General features: G+C 52.9%; 18 protein-coding genes. 11 read left to right on the forward strand and 7 right to left on the reverse strand.

Features of this window, described 5'->3' with window-relative positions:
• Positions 1-55 precede the first annotated feature (55 nt).
• Both HNR75_RS13885 and rep read right to left on the reverse strand, forming a co-directional pair.
• A complete protein-coding gene (locus HNR75_RS13885) occupies positions 56-358 on the reverse strand; it encodes a hypothetical protein (protein WP_188027585.1) in 303 nt (100 codons plus the stop codon).
• Positions 359-361: 3 nt separating this feature from the next.
• Positions 362-2,386 carry a DNA helicase Rep gene (gene rep / locus HNR75_RS13890; protein WP_188027586.1) on the reverse strand — a complete coding sequence of 675 codons (2,025 nt, stop codon included), beginning with the start codon at positions 2,384-2,386 and terminating at the stop codon, positions 362-364.
• Positions 2,387-2,489: 103 nt separating this feature from the next.
• On the opposite strand from rep, the gene HNR75_RS13895 reads away from it, so the two are divergent.
• The 5 genes from HNR75_RS13895 (at position 2,490) to HNR75_RS13915 (ending at position 6,697) form a co-directional block, all read left to right on the forward strand.
• The gene (locus HNR75_RS13895; RefSeq protein ID WP_188027587.1) at positions 2,490-2,972 is read left to right on the forward strand and encodes a hypothetical protein; all 483 of its coding nucleotides are present in this window, start codon (positions 2,490-2,492) and stop codon (positions 2,970-2,972) included.
• Positions 2,973-3,007: 35 nt separating this feature from the next.
• Positions 3,008-4,129 (forward strand): TAXI family TRAP transporter solute-binding subunit, encoded by a 1,122-nt coding sequence (locus tag HNR75_RS13900; RefSeq protein ID WP_188027588.1) that lies wholly within the window; start codon positions 3,008-3,010, stop codon positions 4,127-4,129.
• A gap of 108 nt (positions 4,130-4,237) precedes the next feature.
• A complete protein-coding gene (locus HNR75_RS13905; RefSeq protein ID WP_188027589.1) occupies positions 4,238-5,464 on the forward strand; it encodes an aminotransferase class V-fold PLP-dependent enzyme in 1,227 nt (408 codons plus the stop codon).
• Positions 5,457-5,915: a SufE family protein gene (locus HNR75_RS13910; RefSeq protein ID WP_188027590.1), complete on the forward strand. Its 459-nt coding sequence runs from the start codon at positions 5,457-5,459 to the stop codon at positions 5,913-5,915. The genes HNR75_RS13905 and HNR75_RS13910 overlap by 8 nt, the downstream gene beginning before the upstream one ends.
• Before the next feature lie 104 nt (positions 5,916-6,019).
• Positions 6,020-6,697 carry an EAL domain-containing protein gene (locus tag HNR75_RS13915; RefSeq protein ID WP_188027591.1) on the forward strand — a complete coding sequence of 226 codons (678 nt, stop codon included), beginning with the start codon at positions 6,020-6,022 and terminating at the stop codon, positions 6,695-6,697.
• Between the two features lie 77 nt (positions 6,698-6,774).
• Here HNR75_RS13915 and tcdA read toward each other — a convergent pair whose 3' ends face one another.
• The gene (tcdA, locus tag HNR75_RS13920) at positions 6,775-7,554 is read right to left on the reverse strand and encodes a tRNA cyclic N6-threonylcarbamoyladenosine(37) synthase TcdA (RefSeq protein ID WP_188027592.1); all 780 of its coding nucleotides are present in this window, start codon (positions 7,552-7,554) and stop codon (positions 6,775-6,777) included.
• A 208-nt stretch (positions 7,555-7,762) separates the two neighbouring features.
• Here tcdA and HNR75_RS13925 point away from each other — a divergent pair, with 208 nt between their 5' ends.
• The 4 genes from HNR75_RS13925 to HNR75_RS13940 are packed head-to-tail and all read left to right on the forward strand — an operon-like array spanning position 7,763 to position 11,621.
• Positions 7,763-8,536 carry a glycosyltransferase family 2 protein gene (locus HNR75_RS13925; protein ID WP_188027593.1) on the forward strand — a complete coding sequence of 258 codons (774 nt, stop codon included), beginning with the start codon at positions 7,763-7,765 and terminating at the stop codon, positions 8,534-8,536.
• The gene (locus HNR75_RS13930; protein ID WP_188027594.1) at positions 8,526-8,867 is read left to right on the forward strand and encodes a lipid-A-disaccharide synthase N-terminal domain-containing protein; all 342 of its coding nucleotides are present in this window, start codon (positions 8,526-8,528) and stop codon (positions 8,865-8,867) included. Before HNR75_RS13925 ends, HNR75_RS13930 begins: the two co-directional genes overlap by 11 nt.
• A gap of 28 nt (positions 8,868-8,895) precedes the next feature.
• Positions 8,896-10,611, forward strand: a complete 1,716-nt coding sequence (locus tag HNR75_RS13935; protein ID WP_188027595.1) for an ArnT family glycosyltransferase — start codon at positions 8,896-8,898, stop codon at positions 10,609-10,611.
• Between the two features lie 2 nt (positions 10,612-10,613).
• Entirely contained in the window at positions 10,614-11,621 is a 1,008-nt protein-coding gene (locus tag HNR75_RS13940) for an NAD-dependent epimerase (protein ID WP_188027596.1), read from the forward strand.
• On the opposite strand, the gene HNR75_RS13945 is transcribed toward HNR75_RS13940, so the two are convergent.
• The 4 genes from HNR75_RS13945 to ilvC form a co-directional block, all read right to left on the reverse strand.
• Positions 11,609-12,205, reverse strand: a complete 597-nt coding sequence (locus tag HNR75_RS13945; RefSeq protein WP_188027597.1) for a PqiC family protein — start codon at positions 12,203-12,205, stop codon at positions 11,609-11,611. The genes HNR75_RS13940 and HNR75_RS13945 overlap by 13 nt on opposite strands.
• Positions 12,202-13,839, reverse strand: a complete 1,638-nt coding sequence (gene pqiB / locus HNR75_RS13950; RefSeq protein ID WP_188027598.1) for an intermembrane transport protein PqiB — start codon at positions 13,837-13,839, stop codon at positions 12,202-12,204. Before pqiB ends, HNR75_RS13945 begins: the two co-directional genes overlap by 4 nt.
• Entirely contained in the window at positions 13,829-15,139 is a 1,311-nt protein-coding gene (locus tag HNR75_RS13955; RefSeq protein ID WP_188027627.1) for a PqiA/YebS family transporter subunit, read from the reverse strand. Before HNR75_RS13955 ends, pqiB begins: the two co-directional genes overlap by 11 nt.
• A gap of 174 nt (positions 15,140-15,313) precedes the next feature.
• Positions 15,314-16,798 (reverse strand): ketol-acid reductoisomerase, encoded by a 1,485-nt coding sequence (ilvC, locus tag HNR75_RS13960; protein ID WP_188027599.1) that lies wholly within the window; start codon positions 16,796-16,798, stop codon positions 15,314-15,316.
• A 150-nt stretch (positions 16,799-16,948) separates the two neighbouring features.
• On the opposite strand from ilvC, the gene ilvY reads away from it, so the two are divergent.
• The gene (gene ilvY, locus HNR75_RS13965) at positions 16,949-17,827 is read left to right on the forward strand and encodes an HTH-type transcriptional activator IlvY (RefSeq protein WP_188027600.1); all 879 of its coding nucleotides are present in this window, start codon (positions 16,949-16,951) and stop codon (positions 17,825-17,827) included.
• A 140-nt stretch (positions 17,828-17,967) separates the two neighbouring features.
• Positions 17,968-19,617 (forward strand): glucose-6-phosphate isomerase, encoded by a 1,650-nt coding sequence (gene pgi / locus HNR75_RS13970; protein WP_188027601.1) that lies wholly within the window; start codon positions 17,968-17,970, stop codon positions 19,615-19,617.
• The last annotated feature ends 2 nt before the right edge of the window (positions 19,618-19,619 follow it).

The following is a 19,619-nucleotide window of genomic DNA, read 5'->3' on the forward strand; positions in this document are numbered from 1 at the left end:
GGCTGTGGTTTACCTTCATCCTGCCATGTTTATGGCGCAAGAGCCAGCCCCGGTTTCAGTATACCGGCCAATTCAGCAGTATCCATACAGACAGTGTGCCTTCCAGCAGATATTGCCCGTTAAATTCCCGCCGCCACAAAGCGGCACAGAAAAATCCACCAGCCAGAGCCAGCGCCGCCAGCGGGTAATAAACCAGTTCGCCCAGCTGATCAAACAAGGTGAGCATCAGCGTTCGTAACGGCACCGGCAGCCAGATCCCCAGCCAGCCGAGCACGACGAGCGCAGGGACGATCCCCAGTACCAGCGAACTCAGCCGGATTTTCAGGCTGAAGACGTATTTCCAACGGGTGGCGGACATGAATTACCCCTTTTCTTTCAGCATGGCACGAAGGTTGGCAATGCCGGTTCTGCCTTTCTGCTGGCGCTGTTCGGCACTGGCCGGCTCTTTGCGGTTTTCCCACTGCAAATCATCCTGCGGCAGCTCCAGCAGGAAGCGGCTCGGTTCCGGACGTACCGTATCGCCGAACTGACGGCGTTCCTTGCACAGCACAAAACAGAGTTCGGTCTGTGCCCGGGTGATGCCGACATACGCCAGGCGACGTTCCTCATCAATGTTGTCTTCATCAATGCTGGTCTGATGCGGCAGCAGTCCTTCTTCCATCCCGATCAGGAAGACATACGGAAATTCCAGTCCTTTAGAGGCATGCAAAGTCATCAGCTGTACCTGGTCCAGCTCTTCATCCCCTTCGTTGCGCTCCAGCATATCCCGCAGTGTAAAACGGGCGACCGCTTCGCTTAGATTCAGCGGTGCTTCATCGGTCTGGACATCGCCGGCCAGCATATCGGTCAGCCAGCGGTACAGCGTGGAGACGTTCTGCATCCGCATCTCGGCGGCTTTCGGACTGGGCGAGGTTTCATACAGCCATTCCTCATAGTGAATGTCTTTGATCAGATCGCGGACCACTTCTTCGCTGTTGCCCCGTGCCGCGTTGTCGCTCATGCGGCACAGCCAGTCGCAGAAATGCCGCAGCGCCTGCAATCCGCGGCCATGCAGATGTTGTTCCAGTCCCAGTTCAAAACTCGCGGCATACAGGCTCTTGCCCCGCTGATTGGCGTAATGGCCGAGTTTCTCCAGTGTTTGCGGACCAATCTCGCGGCGGGGCAGATTCACCACCCGCAGGAAGGCGTTATCATCATCGGGATTCACCAGCAGACGCAGGTACGCCATGATGTCCTTGATTTCGGTACGCGAGAAAAACGACGTGCCGCCACTGATCTTGTAAGGAATGCGGTTCTGCATTAGCACCTTTTCCAGCAGGCGAGACTGATGGTTGCCACGATACAGGATGGCGTAATCCTTCCAGCTGGTCCGGTTCATGAAACGATGTCCCATGATTTCTGCCGCGACCTTTTCCGCTTCATGTTCTTCGTTCTTTGCCATCAGCACCCGCACCGGAATACCGTAATCCAGCTCGGAGAACAGCTGTTTATCAAACACGTGCGGGTTATTGGCAATCAGGATATTGGCGCATTTCAGGATGCGGCCTTTGGAGCGGTAGTTCTGCTCCAGCTTGATCACGTTCAGGCGCGGGAAATCCTGCTGCAGCCGCACCAGATTCTGTGGCTGTGCGCCACGCCAGGAATAGATCGACTGATCGTCATCACCGACCACGGTAAAGCGGGCGCGCTCGCCAACCAGCAGTTTCACCAGCTCGTACTGGCTGGTATTGGTGTCTTGGTATTCATCGACCAGCAGGTAACGGATGCGGTTTTGCCACTGTTCCCGCACTTCGGCATTGGTTTTTAACAACAACGTTGGCAGCAGGATCAGGTCATCAAAATCCAGTGCGTTATAGGCACTCATCTGCTTCTGATAGCGTTCATAGAAGATCGCCGTGCGCTGTTCTTCCGGTGTCCGGGCCCGTTTCAGGGCCTGCGCCGGCAAAATCAGATCATTTTTATAACGGGAGATGCTTTGTACTAATTCCTGTAACAAAACTTTGTCACCCTGTAGCTCCGGCTCGGTCAGCTCTTTGAGCAGACTCATCTGATCGGTGTCATCAAACAGGGAAAAGTTTGCCTTGAGCTGCAGCTGTTTGTGTTCCCGCCGGATCAGATCCAGCCCGAGAGAGTGAAACGTTGAAACCGTCAGACCACGCGCTTCCCGGCGACCCAGGGTTTGCGCCACACGCTCTTTCATCTCTCGCGCTGCTTTGTTGGTAAAGGTGACGGCAAAGATATGACGTGCCTGATAGCTGCATTCGCGGATCAGGTAAGCAATTTTAGCGGTAATTACACGGGTTTTTCCGCTACCGGCACCCGCCAGCACCAGGCAGGGGCCGGAGACATAATGCATTGCATCGAGTTGTCGGGGATTGAGTTTCATGCCTTGTCACCATCAGCGCATCGGGCGGGCAGTATAGCAAAACAAATACAAGATACCTTGTGGGAGGTGTAATTCGATGGCTTACATGAATTCCGGAATCGAGATGAAAACATCGCAGTATGACTGGAAAATGATCGGCCTGATCATATTGTTCTTAGCCGTAGTTGGTGTGCTGGTAACGGTGAAACTGGTGTTTCCGGATATGACCAAAGAGAAACTCTTTGCCATGCTGGGTTCTGCGCCAGCCACAACAGTTTCCCAGCCGGTTCCGGCGGCAACACAACCGGCGGCGGCCGTCACTCCCGCACAAGAACAGCCGGCACAGACTAAAACTGCAGTAACAGCGGCCATCGCATCGGCTGACGTTATCGCGGCGCCGGTAGCCGAGCCCGGCAACGTGAAGCCGGTTCAGCCCACAACAAAATCAGAGCCGGCTGTCACCGCAGTCACAGGCACGCATGCTGTGGCGGATGATACTGCCAGCGCCGCATCAATAGCACCACCGCAAACAACACCATCCCGTTCGAACACCCCGACGCAGATCTCCTGTTCAGCAGAAGATCGGGCCGCCGAACTTTGCCAGTAATGACACGGACAAATAATAATCAGGGAGATAACGTAATGAAAATGAGCTCATCTATTATCGCGGTCAGTTTGTTGATGTTGCTGCAGAGTGCCGGTGCCGGCGCTATCACGCCGGTGCGCAATGCGATTGCTACCGGAGGACAAAATGATACCTATTTCCGGATAGGGGAAGAGCTCAGACAATACGTGATGCCTGAATTACAGAATCAGACCTCAAGAGGTGCAGTCGACAATATCAAGGCGCTCAGTAAATCCAAGGGCGTCTCTTTTGCTATTGTGCAGTCGGATGTATATCAGACCTATGTAAATCTTCAGGAGAATGATCCGGATCCGGCGGTCCGGCAATGGGCTTCTGATCTATTGAATTCATTGCGGGTTGTCGCACCGTTATATAGCGAAGAAATCTATTTTGTCGTGCATAAAGACTCCCCGATGCAGGAGTTACAGGATATTGCCGGCAAGCGGCTGGCGATCGGCCCGGAAGGCAGTGGTACCAATCTGACCGCTAAAAACATCTATTACAAGCTGTTCGGCAAAGCGCCGATCGTGGTGAAACCGTTCATCGAAGAGGGTGTTCTGGGCTCGGATGAAGGGACGCGCTATGTCCGTTCCGCACTCTGGCATCTGGCACATCCTGAGGCCGGTCCGGAAGAGCGCAAAGCGGACGTGGTGGTGATTATCGGCGGTCAGCCACTGCCACTGCTGCAGCGCCTGGGCAAGGATTACAAACTGCTGGCAACCAATATTAAAAATGATGCAACGGAAGCGTTGCTGAAAGACTACAGCATCGGTTTTGCGGATCAGAAAAACTATCCGTTCCTGCCAAAACATATGCCGGTCATGATGGTGCAGTCGTATCTGATCACGGCGCAGTTTCGTGATAAACAGCGCCGTGGCTTTGTGAAACAGTTCGCCGATTCACTGTGTAAAAATTACGATAAATTGTATGAACATGGGCATGACAAGTGGAAAGAGCTGGTCTGGTCTCCCCAACGTCCGCACTTGCCGTCTCTGCTTTCCGGCTGGAAATATTCCGATATCACCACGCCTGTCCTGGAGGCGTGTAATGCCGACAGCACAAGCCAGCCATCACTGGCTGCGGAATCCACGGCGTTACCTTGTACCATGGAAGACAGGGCTATCGGTTTGTGTATGTAACGTGACGGAAAAACACCGTACCACCGCTGGCGGCGGTGGTTTTTTTTCATCATGGATCTGCGCTTTACGCTATCATAGCCACCTTTGTGCGGCAGGTGGTTTCATGTTATGACCTTTTTTGATGTGCAGCGGGTGCGCGAACAGTTTCCGATCTTACAGCAACAGATCAATGGTTATCCGCTGGTTTATCTCGATAGTGCAGCAACAGCCCATAAACCGGAGTGCGTCCTGCAGGCAATGTTTGATTTTTATCGCTCGGATAATGCCAATGTTCACCGCAGCGCGCATACGCTGGCGGCCCGGGCAACGCACAAGTTTGAGCGGGCGCGACAGCGAGTCGCCGATTTTCTCAATGCCCGCAGCAGTCATGAAATCATCTGGACGCGCGGAACCACCGAGTCGATCAATCTGGTGGCACAGACCTGGGGACGCAGAAATCTGCAACCGGGCGATGAGCTCCTGTTATCGGCGATGGAACATCATGCCAATCTGGTCACCTGGCAACAGATTGCTATAGAAACCGGCGCGCAGTTGCGCATCATCCCGCTGCTGGAAAACGGCGATCTGGATATGCAGGCGTATCAGAATCTGTTGTCTGCGCGTACCCGTCTGGTCGCGGTGGTGCAGGTCTCCAATGTCCTGGGGACGGTGAATCCGGTCGCAGAAATCGTGCGGCTGGCAAAACAGGCCGGGGCGCTGACTCTAATCGACGGGGCGCAGGCGGTGGCGCATGCACCGGTAGATGTGCAGGCACTGGATTGTGATTTTTATGCTTTTTCCGGGCACAAGGTCTATGGCCCAACCGGAATCGGCGTGTTGTATGGCCGGCAGGAGTTACTGGCGCAACTACCGCCCTGGCAGTTTGGTGGTGAGATGATAGAAAAAGTCTCTTTCACCGAAACGCAGTTTAGTCTGCCGCCTTTGCGTTTCGAAGCCGGCACACCGGCGATCGCGGAAGCATTGGGATTATCGGCGGCACTGGACTTTCTTTGTCAGCAGCAGGCCGCAGGTGCAGAAGAGTACCAGCAACAACTGTTGCAGCGTTTACTGCAGGGTCTGCAGCAGATAGATGGCGTCTCGCTGGTGGGACAACCGGCACAACGGCAGGGTGTTGTCTCAATCGTTCTGACGCGGGCACATCACCATGATGTTTGCCAGTTACTGGATGCGCAGGGTATCGCCGTACGCAGCGGCCACCACTGTGCTATGCCATTATTGAGTCAATTAGGGCTTGCCGGCACCTTGCGAATCTCTCTGGGTGTCTATAATAGTGAGGAGGAGATAGATCTTTTCCTGCAGGCACTGCGTCAGGCTCTGGAGCTGTTGCATGACTGATTTATCTGATTTGGCGATACATTATCCTGTCGGTGCGGGCATGGCGCTAGACGAACATCATATCCGGCAGTTGTTAACCAACGCTCACAGCTGGGAAGAGCGGTATCGCCAGTTGCTGCAGTTAACCCGGCAGGTACCGGCGCTCCCACCGGAATGGCGTCAGACGGAGTTTGAGGTCAGCGGGTGTGAGAGTCGGGTGTGGCTAGTGCTTTATAAAGACGAAGAGGGATTGTATCATTTTGCGGTCGACAGTGAGTCCCGGATTGTAAAAGCGTTGCTGATCACACTTTTAGCTGCGGTTGATCATCAACCAGCTGACAAGATCCAGAGGATCCAAGTAGCATCCTATTTTGCTGAACTGGGATTTGCTCAGCATATAACGCCATCCCGGACGAACGGTTTGGTCGCCGTATGGAAAAAAATGAGTGATTTTTGTGCGCTGTCTGCATAAAATTATAACTGGAGCACATTAATCGGGACCCTACTGAATCATAATAGTTATAGGTTCCCGGTTAATCAGAATAACCAACGGATAATTCCAGGTGGAGGAATCGCATGCTAGACGGATTACCTGCCGTACTGAATAAAGCATCGTTGCGGTTCGTGGCTCAGCCTATTTTTCGCCAGAAAGGTGAATTATATGGTCACGAAATGATGTTGTTACATAAGCAGCATAAAGACCCGGCAATGTTTATGAAAATCGTAAACCATATGGGTTTGCGTCAGAATCTGGATCTCGAAGTTTGTCGTATGGCAGAGCCAGTGCTGCGAACTCACAATTTGACGGGTTGTTGCTGCATTAATCTGTTTGCTGATTCCTTACAGGAAGAGGCAGTCGTTGAAGCATTGTTAATGTTGGCGGACCCGGGTGCCAAACGCTGGGTTATGGTCAACGTGATGAATCTGGATACCAGTAACAAGCAGTTTAATCTGGCAGAAGTTATTGCCGATTTGCGCCAGTGTGGTGTCCGTTTCAGCTATGACGTGAAATTGCTGATGCAAATCACGGCCATGTCTCTGCCGGTCGATACCTTACGTATGGATATCCGTCAGGTTCCGGAAGATCAATGGGCTCGCTGGATTTCATTTGCAGAAAGTAACTGTGTGCCTATGCTGGCGGCTGGTGTGGATGATGAAGCCCGCCGTGAAACATTGTCTCAACTGGGCATTGATTTCCTGCAGGGTAAAATATTTGCGGATATGGTCTTGCTGAACCAGAATCAGACTGCGTAATCCGATATTCTGATTCAGCCGTGTAATCAACCAGAAAATCACAAAAACAACCTGGACGTTTTTGTGTTTTTTTTTGTTTATTTTCCTGCCAGTTTTTTCAGAACATAAGATACCGCGGTGAAACCAAAGGTCGCGGTCACTACGGTCGTGGCTCCGAATCCGGAAGCACAATCCATCTTCATGTTGCCATCACTGCTGGCTTTGGCACTGCAGGTTCCGCCAGCGCCGTCCGGGTAGGTCAGCTGTTCTGTGGAATAGACGCATGGGATCCCGAATTTTTTCTTCGGATCGCGGGGAAAACCAAATTTGCGTCGCAGGTCGGCCCGAACCTTGGCTGCCAGCGGATCCTGGGTGGTTTTGGCCAGATCCGTAATGGTGATCTGAGTAGGATCCATCTGTCCGCCAGCGCCACCCGTGGTGATCAACGGGATCTTCTGTCGTTTACAGTAGGCCAGCAGCGCGACTTTGGCGCGCAGGCTGTCAATGGCATCGACCACGAAATCAAAGCGGGAGTCTACATACTCCTTCAGATTTTCCTCGGTGATAAAATCGTCAATGATATGGATCCGGCAATCAGGATTGATCAGCTGAATACGCTCTGCCATCACTTCCGTTTTTAACTTGCCGACATTGCCCTGCAAGGCATGTATCTGGCGGTTGGTGTTAGTGACACAAACATCATCCATATCAATCAGTGTTAATTGGCCGATCCCGGAGCGGGCCAGTGCTTCTGCTGCCCATGAACCGACGCCACCAATGCCGATGACACAGACATGGCTTTGCTGAAAGCGCTGGAATGCTTTTTCACCATATAAACGGGCTATGCCACCGAAACGCTGAGAATTATCTGACTGCATATTATTAAACGTTCACATCAATATGAGAATTTAAGGATTATATCAGCTTTGTGAATTAAGCTGATGGCCTCCGGTATCCCGAAATTTGTGCTTTTGTTACATATCAACGGGAGACGGCTATTTAGTGATGGTGCTGGATCAGGCAAAATAGTGGCATCTTGCCTTTATGTTGCCTTGGCACATATCCCAGAAATATCAGGAAGAAAACATGATCTGTGAGCACGCAGAAATGGTGAAACGCCAACCGGCGGTTACCGTTGTTATCCCCGCGAAAAATGAAGCAGAAAATATCCGTCCATTGATCAGTGAGATCCGTGCGGCGATGGATGATGTATTTGATTACGAACTGATCTACGTTGATGACGGCAGTACCGATCAGACATTTAATATTCTGAAGACTATCCGGGATGAAGGCTTCAGCAAGCTGAAAGTGATCAGCCATCAGCAATCTGTCGGACAGAGTTTTTCGGTGCTGAATGGTGCGCGAAATGGCAAAGGCGAATGGCTGGTGGTGCTGGATGCGGACGGACAGAATGATCCGGCGGACATTCCAGGCATGTTAAAGACGCTGCAGGCGGCTTATGCGGCTGATCCGAAAAAAGTCGGGATCATTGGCCATCGGGTAACGCGTCGGGATGACTGGGTGAAACGTCTTTCTTCTAAGCTGGCGAATGGTTTCCGTGACTGGATGCTGAAAGATGGTATTCCTGATACCGGTTGTGGCCTGAAAGCGACTCGTCGTGACTGGTATGTGCAGTTGCCGGCATTCAATCATATGCATCGTTATGTCCCGGCGCTGATCCAGAGCATGGGGGGCGAAATGCTGGTGCATCCGGTGAATCATCGTCCGCGTATGGCCGGAGTGTCTAACTACGGCGTCTGGAACCGTTTGTGGGTCGGCTTGGTTGATGTCTTCGGTGTGCGCTGGTTACAGCACCGGGCGAAACGGATTGTGATCCGGGAGATCCTGAATGGCGATTGATTGGCTGGATCTGCCTATTTCCTGGCTGGAATGGACGGGTGTGCATATCACCGGCTGGAAGATTATTGGTTATACCGGCGCGCTGATGTTTGGTGGTCGCTGGCTGGTACAGTTTGTGGCATCAAAACGGGCCGGTAAACCGGTCATTCCCCGGCTGTTCTGGTACATGAGTGTGGGCGGCAGTCTGATGACGCTGAGCTATTTTCTGTTTTCTGCCAAACAGGACTCGGTCGGCGTGTTGCAGAATATATTCCCTGCGTTTACCGCGCTCTACAGTCTCTGGCTGGATATCAAGCACCGTGGCTGGCATCGGGACAGGGCTTCGCACTGATAACGAAGTCTGCTTTTCAGGATCCTTTATGATAACTGATCGTAATGTGTTGCAGGGCTGGCAGAACGACCGGCTCAATCTGTTGTTTTTACTCGGTTTGGGATTGTTGATTCTGGGTGCAGGGCTTGGTCTGCGCGATCCCTGGCCGGCGGATGAACCCCGTTTTGCCCTGGTAGCAAAACAGATGGTGGAATCGGGGCAGTGGCTGTTCCCGTTCCGTGGTGGTGAAATTTATCCGGATAAGCCGCCGATGTTTATGTGGGGCATCGCGCTGGGTTATTTCATTACCGGCTCATTGCGGGTCGCTTTTTTGCTGCCGTCACTGTTGGCAGGGCTCGGTTGTCTTGTCCTGACCTATGACATTGCCCGCCGGATCTGGGATCGGGCAACTGCTTTTCGCGCCGGTCTTTTTTTATTGTTTACGGTGCAATTCACGGTACAGGCAAAACAGGCCCAGATTGATGCGCTGGTGACCTTTTTTATCACCCTGGGCGGCTACGGTTTCCTGCGTTTTCTGCTGTGTAATGGCGGCTGGCGCTGGTACTACCTGGGCTGGTTTGCCGCCGGTTTAGGCATTATCACCAAGGGGGTCGGCATTATTGCCGCGCTGATGCTGATTCCGACGCTGTGGACACATCGCGAACAGATAAAACAGGCCACCGGTGCCCAGTGGCTGAAAGGGCTGGCGGGGCCGCTGTTCATGTTGCTGGCCTGCGCATTGTGGGTCATTCCCATGGTGCTGGTGGTACAGCAGCATCCGTTACCGGAATTTCTGGCGTACCGGGATAATATCCTGTTCCGCCAGACCGTGACCCGTTATGCCAATGCCTGGCACCACATCAAACCGTTCTGGTTCTATCTGGTAAATGTGATCCCGTCATTCTGGTTGCCGTGGTCGTTATTGTTACCCTGGATGGTCTGGCAGATTAAACGGGATGTGAAACAGGGCCAACGACCGGTGATATTGCTGGCGGGTTACCTGCTGCTGACCCTGCTGTTCTTCTCTGCTTCTGCGGGTAAACGCGGTGTCTATATCACACCGGCAACTCCGGTTCTGGCGCTGCTGGTTGCTTACTGGCTACCTGAATTGCTGAACCGCCGCTGGCCTGCCCGTCTGCTGGCCGGATTAAGCTGGTTGCTGAGCGGACTCTTCCTGTGTGCCGGTATTGTTTTATTACTCAAACCCGCGCTGATTGCCAAACTGGGAGAGATGGATTCGCCGGTGTTGCTGGCATTATCGCTGGGCGTGACAGGGTTGCTGGTCAACTGGTTCCTGCGACGTCAGCCGCTTTCGGCGATACTGACCATGCTGACCATCCTTTGGCTGCATTATGGTTTCTGGTCGTACCCGCTGATGAATCATCTGCGGACACCGCAACAGATCATGCAGGATGCAGGACAGCGTCTGGCGCCGCAGGATGAACTATTGCTGACCAATTTCCGGGAACAGTTCCTGTTGTTCGCGAATCGGCCCTTGTATCACTTTGCCTATCTGCAGGCCGATGAACCGCAGCCAACAGATGCGGCCGTCTGGGTACAAGCTTCGCCACACCGGTGGGTATTAGGTCCGGGTGATAAATTGAGTAAATGTTTTGCGGCGGATAAGGGTATTGCACTGGGCCAGCGTCATGGTGATGACTGGTTCCTGTTCCGGGCCGATGCCGTCATCCCGGCCTGTCAGTCAGCGCAAAGCTCCGGTGCCGATATTTTCTATTATGCGCCTAAACTGTTGGCAGGAGAGTGAGTATGCATTATCTGGTTACAGGCGCAGCCGGCTTTATCGGTTTTCATGTCGCTGAACGGCTGCTGGCAGCAGGGCATCAGGTAACCGGTCTGGATAACCTGAATGATTACTATGATGTGAATCTGAAGCTGAGTCGTTTGGCGTTACTGCGGGCGCATTCCGCCTTCCATTTTGTGAAAGGGGAGCTGGCCGATCGTACGATGATGGCTGATCTGTTCGCTAACGGGCAGTTCCGGCGTGTGATCCATCTGGGAGCGCAGGCAGGTGTGCGTTATTCACTGGAAAATCCACATGCCTATGCCGATGCGAATCTGGTCGGGCATCTGAATATTCTGGAAGGTTGCCGTCAGCACAAGATTGAACATCTGCTCTATGCTTCTTCCAGCTCGGTGTATGGTTTGAACCGGAAAACGCCATTTTCTACTGATGACTCTGTGGATCATCCGGTGTCACTGTATGCGGCCACCAAGAAAGCGAACGAGCTGATGAGCCACAGCTATGCGCATCTGTATGGCGTGCCTTGTACCGGACTGCGCTTCTTTACCGTGTATGGCCCGTGGGGGCGTCCGGATATGGCGCTGTTCAAGTTCACCAAGGCCATTCTTGCCGGGCAGCCGATCGATGTGTACAACTTCGGCGAGATGAAGCGGGACTTTACGTTTATCGATGATATTGCCGAAGCCATTATCCGTTTGGCGGATGTGATCCCGCAGCCGGATGCAGACTGGACGGTAGAAACCGGATCGCCGGCGGAAAGCTCCGCACCGTACCGGGTATACAACATCGGAAATAGCCAGCCGGTCGAGCTGAAAACATTTATCCATGAGCTGGAAACAGCGTTAGGGATTCCGGCGCAGATGAATCTGTTACCGTTGCAACCTGGCGATGTGCTGGAGACCAGCGCCGATACGTCGGCACTGGAAGCCGTGATTGGTTTTAAACCGCAGACTCCGCTGGCGCAGGGGCTGGCGCGGTTTGTTGACTGGTATAAATCGTTCTATTCGGTGTGATGAACCGCAGCGGCAAGCAGCGGTTTTAACTGCACTGCCAGTTGCTGGCTGGTCTGTTGCCAGCCAGCGCGCAGTTCCCGTACCAGTGCCGGATAACCGTCGGCGGTCAGCGGGTACTGTTGCTGGAATTGTCCGCTGTATTGCTGCGAACCGGTAACCAGCGTCCATTCTCCGCTGATCACGGCATGACCATCGGCTCTGCCGTGAAATCCGCGTACCTTGACCTGCAACTGTGCGACATTCTGTCCGGCCGTCTGTCCGTTTTGCCACTGATAGGCCGGTAATTGTTGCCGCAGGCTTTGCAGCAGAGAACGGGTCAGCTGTTTATCCAGCGCTTCTGCCCAGCGATGCTGATTCGCGGTGGTCAGCTGAACATCATCCTGCTGATACACAATGCCGACGCTGTTGAGATAATCAGCCAGGTCAATATCATTAACTGAAACAACGGGTTGCTGGTTAGGTGTTACGAAACTGTTCTGTGCCTCTGGTAACGCAATCGCATAATAATGCGGTGCACTCCCGTTGCTGCAGGCCGCAAGCCCCCCCAGTAACAGACCCGTCAGTAATAATCGCAACTTCATCATTTGGCTTTCCTCGGTTCCGGATCATTGTCCGCGTCGGGCTGGAACAGTAAGGCATTCGGTTTTTCATTCAGTGTTCGCGCCATCGGTTGTACTTCACGCAGTACCCGGTTCAGTGACTGAATGGAACGGTTCAGCTCTCCGTATGCAGGTGAATTGGCGGAGAGTCCCTGCAGCGTTTTTTGCATCTCTGCCAGTGTTTTCTGCAATTCGGCCGGTAATTGCTGTGTGCTCTGCTGTGTCGCAATTTTGTCCATGCTGGCACTGACCTGGCGTACATTCGCCATAGCGGCCTCGGTTTCTGTCAGCATGGTCTGGGCGTTTGTCAGCACTTGTTCAATATCCAGCTGGTTCAGCTTATTCAGCAATTGCACCACCTGCTGTTCGATTCGCGCCAGCCCGCCCGGGGCCGTGGGTAGGGTACGATAATTAGCCAGCTCACCCAGACCGGTTGTTTTGGGTAAATCAGGATAAAAATTGAGATCAACATACAGCGCGCCGGTCAGCAGATTACCCGAGCGCAGTGATGCGCGTAGGCCTTGTCTGACTGCGGTGGTAAATTCTTTCTCCCAGTTGGGTAACTGATCTTTATCCATATCACTGCGGATACGGCCCGGCTCAATCCGGATCAATACCGGGATCTGGCGTGAGCGGGCGGTCAGCAGGTCATTGCCTGGTACAGAGAACGGCACGGCCAGCACGCTACCCACCTGAATGCCGCGATATTCGACCGGGGCTCCGGGATTCAGTCCGCGAACGGATTCATCGAAGAGTAATATGTAATCAACCTTATCCTGATAACGACGGATGGTACTGCTGTCCTCATCGGTATAAAGGTTAAAGGAGCGATAGCTTTTTACCGGCTGACCCAGTTCCCAACCCGGCGGCACGCTGAAACTGACTCCCCCGGAGAGGATGGTTTCCAGTGTGCCGGTTTTGATCTTGATACCATCGGTCGCGGCCTGTAACTGAATGCCGCGGTTAAGCCAGAAACGGGTATTACTGGTGACCAGCGCATCATAAGGTGCCTGAATAAACAGTTGGTAACTCATCTGCCGGGTATCGGATTTGAATTCAGCCTGTTCCACCCGGCCAACCGTAAAGCCACGATATAACACCGGATCACCGATCGATAAAGCGCTGTCCTGTTCGCTGCTGAGCTCAATCCGTAATCCGGGCGCGTTAGTTGGTGTCACCGGCGGGGTATCAAGCACGGTGAATTCCAGTTTCGACTCTTTGCTTTTTCCGGGCTGCAATTCGAGATAGGAGCCGGACAGCAGGGTATTTAATCCGGAGATACCGCTTTTGCCCACGCGTGGTTTGACAACCCAGAAGCGGGTATCCTCGCGGAGCAGCCGTTCGGCTTCAACGTTCATCTGTGCGGTTACGATGACATGCCTAAGATCGTCGTCCAGGGTCACGGTCTGTACTTTTCCGATTTCCACACTGCGGACTTTGATCGGCGTTTTACCCGGTTCAATCCCCTCGGCATTATCCAGTTCCAGCGTGATCAATGGTCCCTGGTGGCTGATCGTCGTGACCACCATCCATAAACCGATACAGGCTGCAACAATCGGAATCAGCCAGATCGGTGAGATACGTTGTAACTTTTTGATGTTGGCATAGTTATTCGGCACGATTCGTTTCAGCCTCTTTTTCCTGTGGATTAGCACGATCTGAGATGGGTTCATTATCCCAAAGCAGCCGGGGATCGAAACTCATGGCAGAGAGCATGGTCAATATTACCACACCGGCAAAAGCCAATGCGGCAGAGCCGGGATAAACCGACATCAGTTTGCCCATCCGGATCAGGGCGACCAGCACGGCGACGACAAAGACATCGACCATGGACCAGCGGCCGATGAATTCTGTCAGCCGGTATAACCGGGTTCGTCCCCGGCGGTGATGAATGCGGCCGGCATAGACACTCCAGCATAACCAGGCAATAGCCAGCATTTTTACAATCGGAACCAGGATACTGGCGATAAAAATAACCAGCGCGACCGGATAGGAGCCCATCTCCCAGAGCAAGACGACACCACCAAGTATGGTTGAGTAGGTTTGCTGCCCCAGACTCTCGGTGATCATGATGGGCAGGACATTGGCCGGAATATAGAGAATAGCTGCGGTGAACAGCAGCGCCAGTGTCCACTGCAGGCTATGTGGCTTTCGGGCATGCAGCACACTATGACAGCGTGGGCAACGGTGAGTGCGGAGCGAGACCAGTCCGTGACAGGCGTGGCACAGCGTCAGATGCTGATCGATGGCTCTGCCACGGGGAACGGGTGGTTGCCGCAGGTGTATTGGTCCGCTTTGTTGCAGCCAGAGCCAGTCCCGATCGATGGCGCTGAAGGCTTTCAGCATGGCCAGCGAAAACAGGACATACGCCCAGAAACTGTAACCCAGCTCGATATCCGCTAACGATGCGATTTTTATCAGACTGACCAGCACGCCGATCAGAAAGACTTCCACCATACACCAGGGTATCAACCGGAACAGCCAGAGTGTATAACGTTTACGCAGCCGCTTGCCGCGCCAGTGACCGAGGCGGTAATAGATCAGGCAGATCAGGGTCAGACAGATGGCGGGCAAAATCTGCATGAACAGGAAAACGGTCAGTGCCAGCGCCGGATGCTGTTCTTCCAGCAGGGTCGTTGCCGTCTGATAGAGCGTCATATCCTGATGGATACCTTTGACCGCCATCCCCAGGAAGGGGAAGAAGTTACTGCACAGCAACATGATCAAGGCGGCAATGCTGTAAACCATCGGCTGCAGTCTGGCCTCTGCCGGCAAGGCGCGGAGCTTATGTTCACAGCGCGGGCAGACGGCCTGTTCACCGGGCTGCAGCGGCGGAATCACCATGAGCCAGTCACATTCATGACAGGCGGTGTATTGCACGGCTGAGGGTACATAGGTGCTGCGACGGTGGCGCTTCATCAAATCAGATTTTCTGCTCGGGAAATTAACGGACAGTTTACCGGTTGCAGCTGTTGGCTGAAACTGTTCTTAAGACGAATTTGCGATGAACAACGAGGATTATGGCACAGATAAAACAAAGCCCGCGCATCGCTGCCCGGGCTTTTGTATTGAGCGGAAATTAATCAGTAACGATTAACCACCTACTGCGATACGTTTCATATCTTTCATGTAACCGCGCAGTACTTTACCAACCTGCTCGATTGGGTGGTTGCGAATCGCTTCGTTCACCTGAACCAGAGCCACGTTGTCTACGCCGTTATCTTTCACAGTCAGACCTTTACCGATCACGTCAGTGCCTACTTTCGGCATGATGTGTTCTTTCAGCAATGGTACAGCTGCGTTGGCGAACAGGTAGTTACCGTATTCAGCGGTGTCGGAGATAACCACGTTCATTTCGTACAGACGTTTACGCGCGATGGTGTTCGCGATCAGCGGCAGTTCATGCAGTGATTCGTAGTAAGCAGATTCAGCAATGATGCCTGATTCGGTCATGGTTTCGAATGCCAGCTCAACGCCCGCTTTTACCATGGCAACCATCAGGATGCCGTTGTCGAAGTATTCTTGTTCAGCGATAGTGCCGTCGAATGCTGGTGCGTTTTCGAATGCAGATGCACCAGTCTCTTCACGCCATCTGAACAGGTCAGCGTCGTTGTTTGCCCAGTCAGCCATCATGCCGCTGGAGAACGCGCCGCTGATGATGTCGTCCTGGTGTTTACGGAACAGTGCACGCATCAACACTTTCATTTCTTCAGCCAGTTCAAACGCGCGCAGTTTTGCCGGGTTTGACAGACGATCCATCATTGCAGTGATACCGCCCTGTTTCAGGGCTTCGGTTACGGTTTCCCAACCGAACTGCAGCAGTTTACCGGCGTAGCCAGCGTCGATGCCGTCAGCAACCATTTTTTCGTAGCACAGGATAGAACCTGCCTGCAGCATACCGCACAGAATGGTTTGCTCACCCATCAGGTCGGATTTCACTTCCGCAACGAAAGAGGATTCCAGAACGCCTGCACGGTGACCGCCGGTTGCAGCAGCCCATGCTTTCGCGATGGCCTGACCTTCACCTTTCGGATCGTTTTCAGGGTGAACCGCGATCAGTGTTGGAACACCGAAACCACGTTTGTATTCTTCACGAACTTCGGTACCTGGGCATTTTGGCGCAACCATCACTACGGTCAGGTCTTTACGAACCTGAGTACCTTCTTCAACGATGTTGAAGCCGTGAGAGTAACCCAGAGCAGCGCCTTCTTTCATCAGCGGCATAACTGCTTTAACTACAGCAGTATGCTGTTTGTCCGGGGTCAGGTTTACTACCAGATCCGCAGTTGGGATCAGCTCTTCGTAAGTACCGACTTTGAAGCCATTCTCAGAAGCCTGTTTGAATGATTTACGTTTTTCAGCGATAGCTTCTGCACGCAGCGCGTAAGAAACATCCAGACCTGAATCACGCATGTTCAGACCCTGGTTCAGACCCTGAGCACCACAGCCCACGATCACAACTTTCTTACCTTTCAGGAAATCACAACCGCTGGCGAATTCGTCACGGTTCATGAAACGGCATTTGCCTAACTGTTCTAACTGCTGACGCAGGTTCAGGGTGTTGAAGTAGTTAGCCATCGAGAATAGCTCCATCTATAAATTAATTTCTGTGTGTTGTCTGATAACGGTCAGAGTCCGAAAACTTCACTACTATAAACGAGGCAGAACATTGCTGGAAATGATATATTCGGAACGAAATGTTGCGTTTTTTGCAACGTGGAGGAGCTGATGGACTTCCGGACATTATCGTTATTTGCACATCTGGCGCGCACGCTGCATTTTGCCAATACCGCCAACCAGATGGCGGTCAGCCCTTCTACGCTAAGCCGGACCATGCAGCGTCTGGAACAGGAAACCGGCTGTGCCTTGTTTGAACGGGATAACCGCAGTGTGGTGCTGACGGCAGAGGGTCGGCGCCTGCTCGCTTCTGCGGAACGCTGGCTGCAGGAGTGGCATGAACTGCGTGACGATTTGCGCCATCCCCGTGAAGCGCTGCAAGGGCGGATCCGGGTGTTCTGCTCGGTGACAGCCAGCTATTTTTTGCTGCCGGAAGTGCTGGGGCGGTTTCGTCACCGCTATCCGCAGCTGGAATTAAAGCTGGAAACCGGGGATGCCGCACTGGCGGTGGATAAGGTGCTGCAGGAAGAAACCGATATTGCCATTGCCGCCAGGCCGGATGCGTTGCCTGCCCGTCTGCAATATTGTCTGCTGCAGCGGGTGCCGCTGGTCTTTATCGCCCCGCGCACCAGCACCAATGTCAGTCAGTGGCTCAAAGACGGTGAACCCGACTGGGCGCAGGTACCGCTCATTGTTTCGCAGCAGGGGCTGGCCCGGAAGCGTTGTGATCAATGGTTCCGCAACAAAGGTATCAGCCCCAATATCTATGCCGAAGTGGCTGGCAATGAAGCCATTGTCAGCATGGTGACGCTGGATTGCGGTATCGGCCTGGTGCCGGAAGCGGTCATTGAGCATAGTACGTTGGGGTCGCAGGTGCGGGTGATCCAGCCGGTACCGGCACTTAAACCTTTCGAAGTGGGTTTTTGTGTTCTCAAACGGCGATTGGAAGAGCCCTTGATTCAGGCCTTCTGGCAAATGGTGCAGCAATAGCGGGTGTCTGCAGCAAATTCACACAAAAAGGTGTAAACTGCAGGCTGAATCATCGGCACTGTACATACGTTTGTGGGGGCTCTGTGAGACGTATGTACAGACAATAAAAGTTTATTAATCGACTCAGGAAAAGTGACACGATGAAAAACATCAATCCTACCCAGACCAAAGCGTGGAAAGCGCTGGAAGCACACTTCGCTGCAAATAAAGATCGTCAGCTGAGTGAATTGTTTGCCGCCGACCCAGCTCGTTTTGACAAGTTCTCCACCACCTACAAAGACAACATTCTGGTGGACTACTCCAAAAACCTGATCACCGACGAAACGCTGGCTCTGCTGTTCGATCTGGCTCACGAAGTGGATCTGCGTTCTGCTATTGATGCCATGTTCAATGGTGAGAAGATTAATCAGACTGAAGGCCGTGCTGTTCTGCACACTGCATTGCGTAACCGTTCAAACCGTCCAGTACTGGTTGACGGCAAAGATGTGATGCCGGAAGTGAATGCGGTACTGGCTAAAATCAAAACTTTCTGCGACAGCGTTATTTCCGGCGAATGGAAAGGCTATACCGGCAAAGCGATCCAGCACGTAGTGAACATCGGTATCGGTGGCTCTGACCTGGGTCCGGTGATGATCACTGAAGCGCTGCGTCCGTTCAAAAACCATCTGCAGATGCACTTCGTTTCCAACGTCGATGGCACTCATATCGCGGAAACATTGAAAAATGTTGATCCGGAAACCACCCTGTTCCTGGTCGCATCCAAGACCTTCACCACGCAGGAAACCATGACCAATGCGCTGTCTGCGCGTGACTGGTTTGTGAATATCGCGGGTGATCAGGCTCATGTTGCGAAACATTTCGCTGCACTGTCTACCAACACCAAAGCTGTGGCTGAATTTGGTATCGACACTGCCAACATGTTTGAATTCTGGGACTGGGTTGGCGGTCGTTACTCTTCCTGGTCTGCGATCGGTATGCCAATCGCGCTGTCACTGGGCTTCGAAAACTTCGAAGCACTGCTGGAAGGCGCGTTTGAAATGGATACCCATTTCGCCACCACCACTTACGAGCAAAACATTCCGGTTCTGCTGGCCTTGATCGGCCTGTGGTACAACAACTTCTACGAAGCTGAATCTGAAGCAATTCTGCCGTATGACCAGTACATGCACCGTTTTGCTGCTTACTTCCAGCAGGGCAACATGGAATCCAACGGTAAATATGTTGACCGTAACGGCAACAAAGTGGATTACCAGACTGGTCCGATCATCTGGGGTGAACCAGGTACTAACGGTCAGCACGCGTTCTATCAGCTGATCCATCAGGGCACTAAACTGATCCCTTGTGATTTCCTGGCTCCGGCTATCACTCACAACCCAATCGGTGATCATCATCCTAAACTGCTGGCGAACTTCTTCGCTCAGACCGAAGCGCTGGCATTTGGTAAGTCTAAAGAAGCAGTTGAAGCAGAGTTCCTGGCGGCAGGCAAAACACTGGAACAGGTTAAAAATCTGGTACCGTTCAAAGTGTTTGAAGGCAACCGTCCTACCAACTCCATTCTGTTCAAGCAGATGACCCCGAAAACATTGGGCGCACTGATCGCCATGTACGAACACAAAATCTTCGTACAAGGTATCATCTGGAATATTTTCAGCTTTGACCAATGGGGTGTGGAGCTGGGCAAACAGCTGGCGAACAAGATCCTGCCTGAACTGAATTCAGATGCAGCCGTGACCAGCCACGACAGCTCAACTAATGGTCTGATCAACACCTGGAAGGCATGGAAAGCGTAATC

Origin of the sequence: Tolumonas osonensis, from assembly GCF_014202415.1 — a bacterium.
Lineage (GTDB): Bacteria > Pseudomonadota > Gammaproteobacteria > Enterobacterales > Aeromonadaceae > Tolumonas > Tolumonas osonensis.

Bases quoted from the DNA above. Each gene is read 5' to 3' on its own strand.
- ilvC (WP_188027599.1), bottom strand. From the start codon at position 16,798: ATGGCTAACTACTTCAACACCCTGAACCTGCGTCAGCAGTTAGAACAG.
- ilvY (WP_188027600.1), top strand. From the start codon at position 16,949: ATGGACTTCCGGACATTATCGTTATTTGCACATCTGGCGCGCACGCTG.
- HNR75_RS13885 (WP_188027585.1), bottom strand. From the start codon at position 358: ATGTCCGCCACCCGTTGGAAATACGTCTTCAGCCTGAAAATCCGGCTG.
- pgi (WP_188027601.1), top strand. From the start codon at position 17,968: ATGAAAAACATCAATCCTACCCAGACCAAAGCGTGGAAAGCGCTGGAA.
- rep (WP_188027586.1), bottom strand. From the start codon at position 2,386: ATGAAACTCAATCCCCGACAACTCGATGCAATGCATTATGTCTCCGGC.
- HNR75_RS13925 (WP_188027593.1), top strand. From the start codon at position 7,763: ATGATCTGTGAGCACGCAGAAATGGTGAAACGCCAACCGGCGGTTACC.
- HNR75_RS13955 (WP_188027627.1), bottom strand. From the start codon at position 15,139: ATGAAGCGCCACCGTCGCAGCACCTATGTACCCTCAGCCGTGCAATAC.
- HNR75_RS13930 (WP_188027594.1), top strand. From the start codon at position 8,526: ATGGCGATTGATTGGCTGGATCTGCCTATTTCCTGGCTGGAATGGACG.
- HNR75_RS13910 (WP_188027590.1), top strand. From the start codon at position 5,457: ATGACTGATTTATCTGATTTGGCGATACATTATCCTGTCGGTGCGGGC.
- tcdA (WP_188027592.1), bottom strand. From the start codon at position 7,554: ATGCAGTCAGATAATTCTCAGCGTTTCGGTGGCATAGCCCGTTTATAT.
- HNR75_RS13895 (WP_188027587.1), top strand. From the start codon at position 2,490: ATGAAAACATCGCAGTATGACTGGAAAATGATCGGCCTGATCATATTG.
- HNR75_RS13940 (WP_188027596.1), top strand. From the start codon at position 10,614: ATGCATTATCTGGTTACAGGCGCAGCCGGCTTTATCGGTTTTCATGTC.
- HNR75_RS13905 (WP_188027589.1), top strand. From the start codon at position 4,238: ATGACCTTTTTTGATGTGCAGCGGGTGCGCGAACAGTTTCCGATCTTA.
- HNR75_RS13900 (WP_188027588.1), top strand. From the start codon at position 3,008: ATGAAAATGAGCTCATCTATTATCGCGGTCAGTTTGTTGATGTTGCTG.
- HNR75_RS13935 (WP_188027595.1), top strand. From the start codon at position 8,896: ATGATAACTGATCGTAATGTGTTGCAGGGCTGGCAGAACGACCGGCTC.
- HNR75_RS13945 (WP_188027597.1), bottom strand. From the start codon at position 12,205: ATGATGAAGTTGCGATTATTACTGACGGGTCTGTTACTGGGGGGGCTT.
- HNR75_RS13915 (WP_188027591.1), top strand. From the start codon at position 6,020: ATGCTAGACGGATTACCTGCCGTACTGAATAAAGCATCGTTGCGGTTC.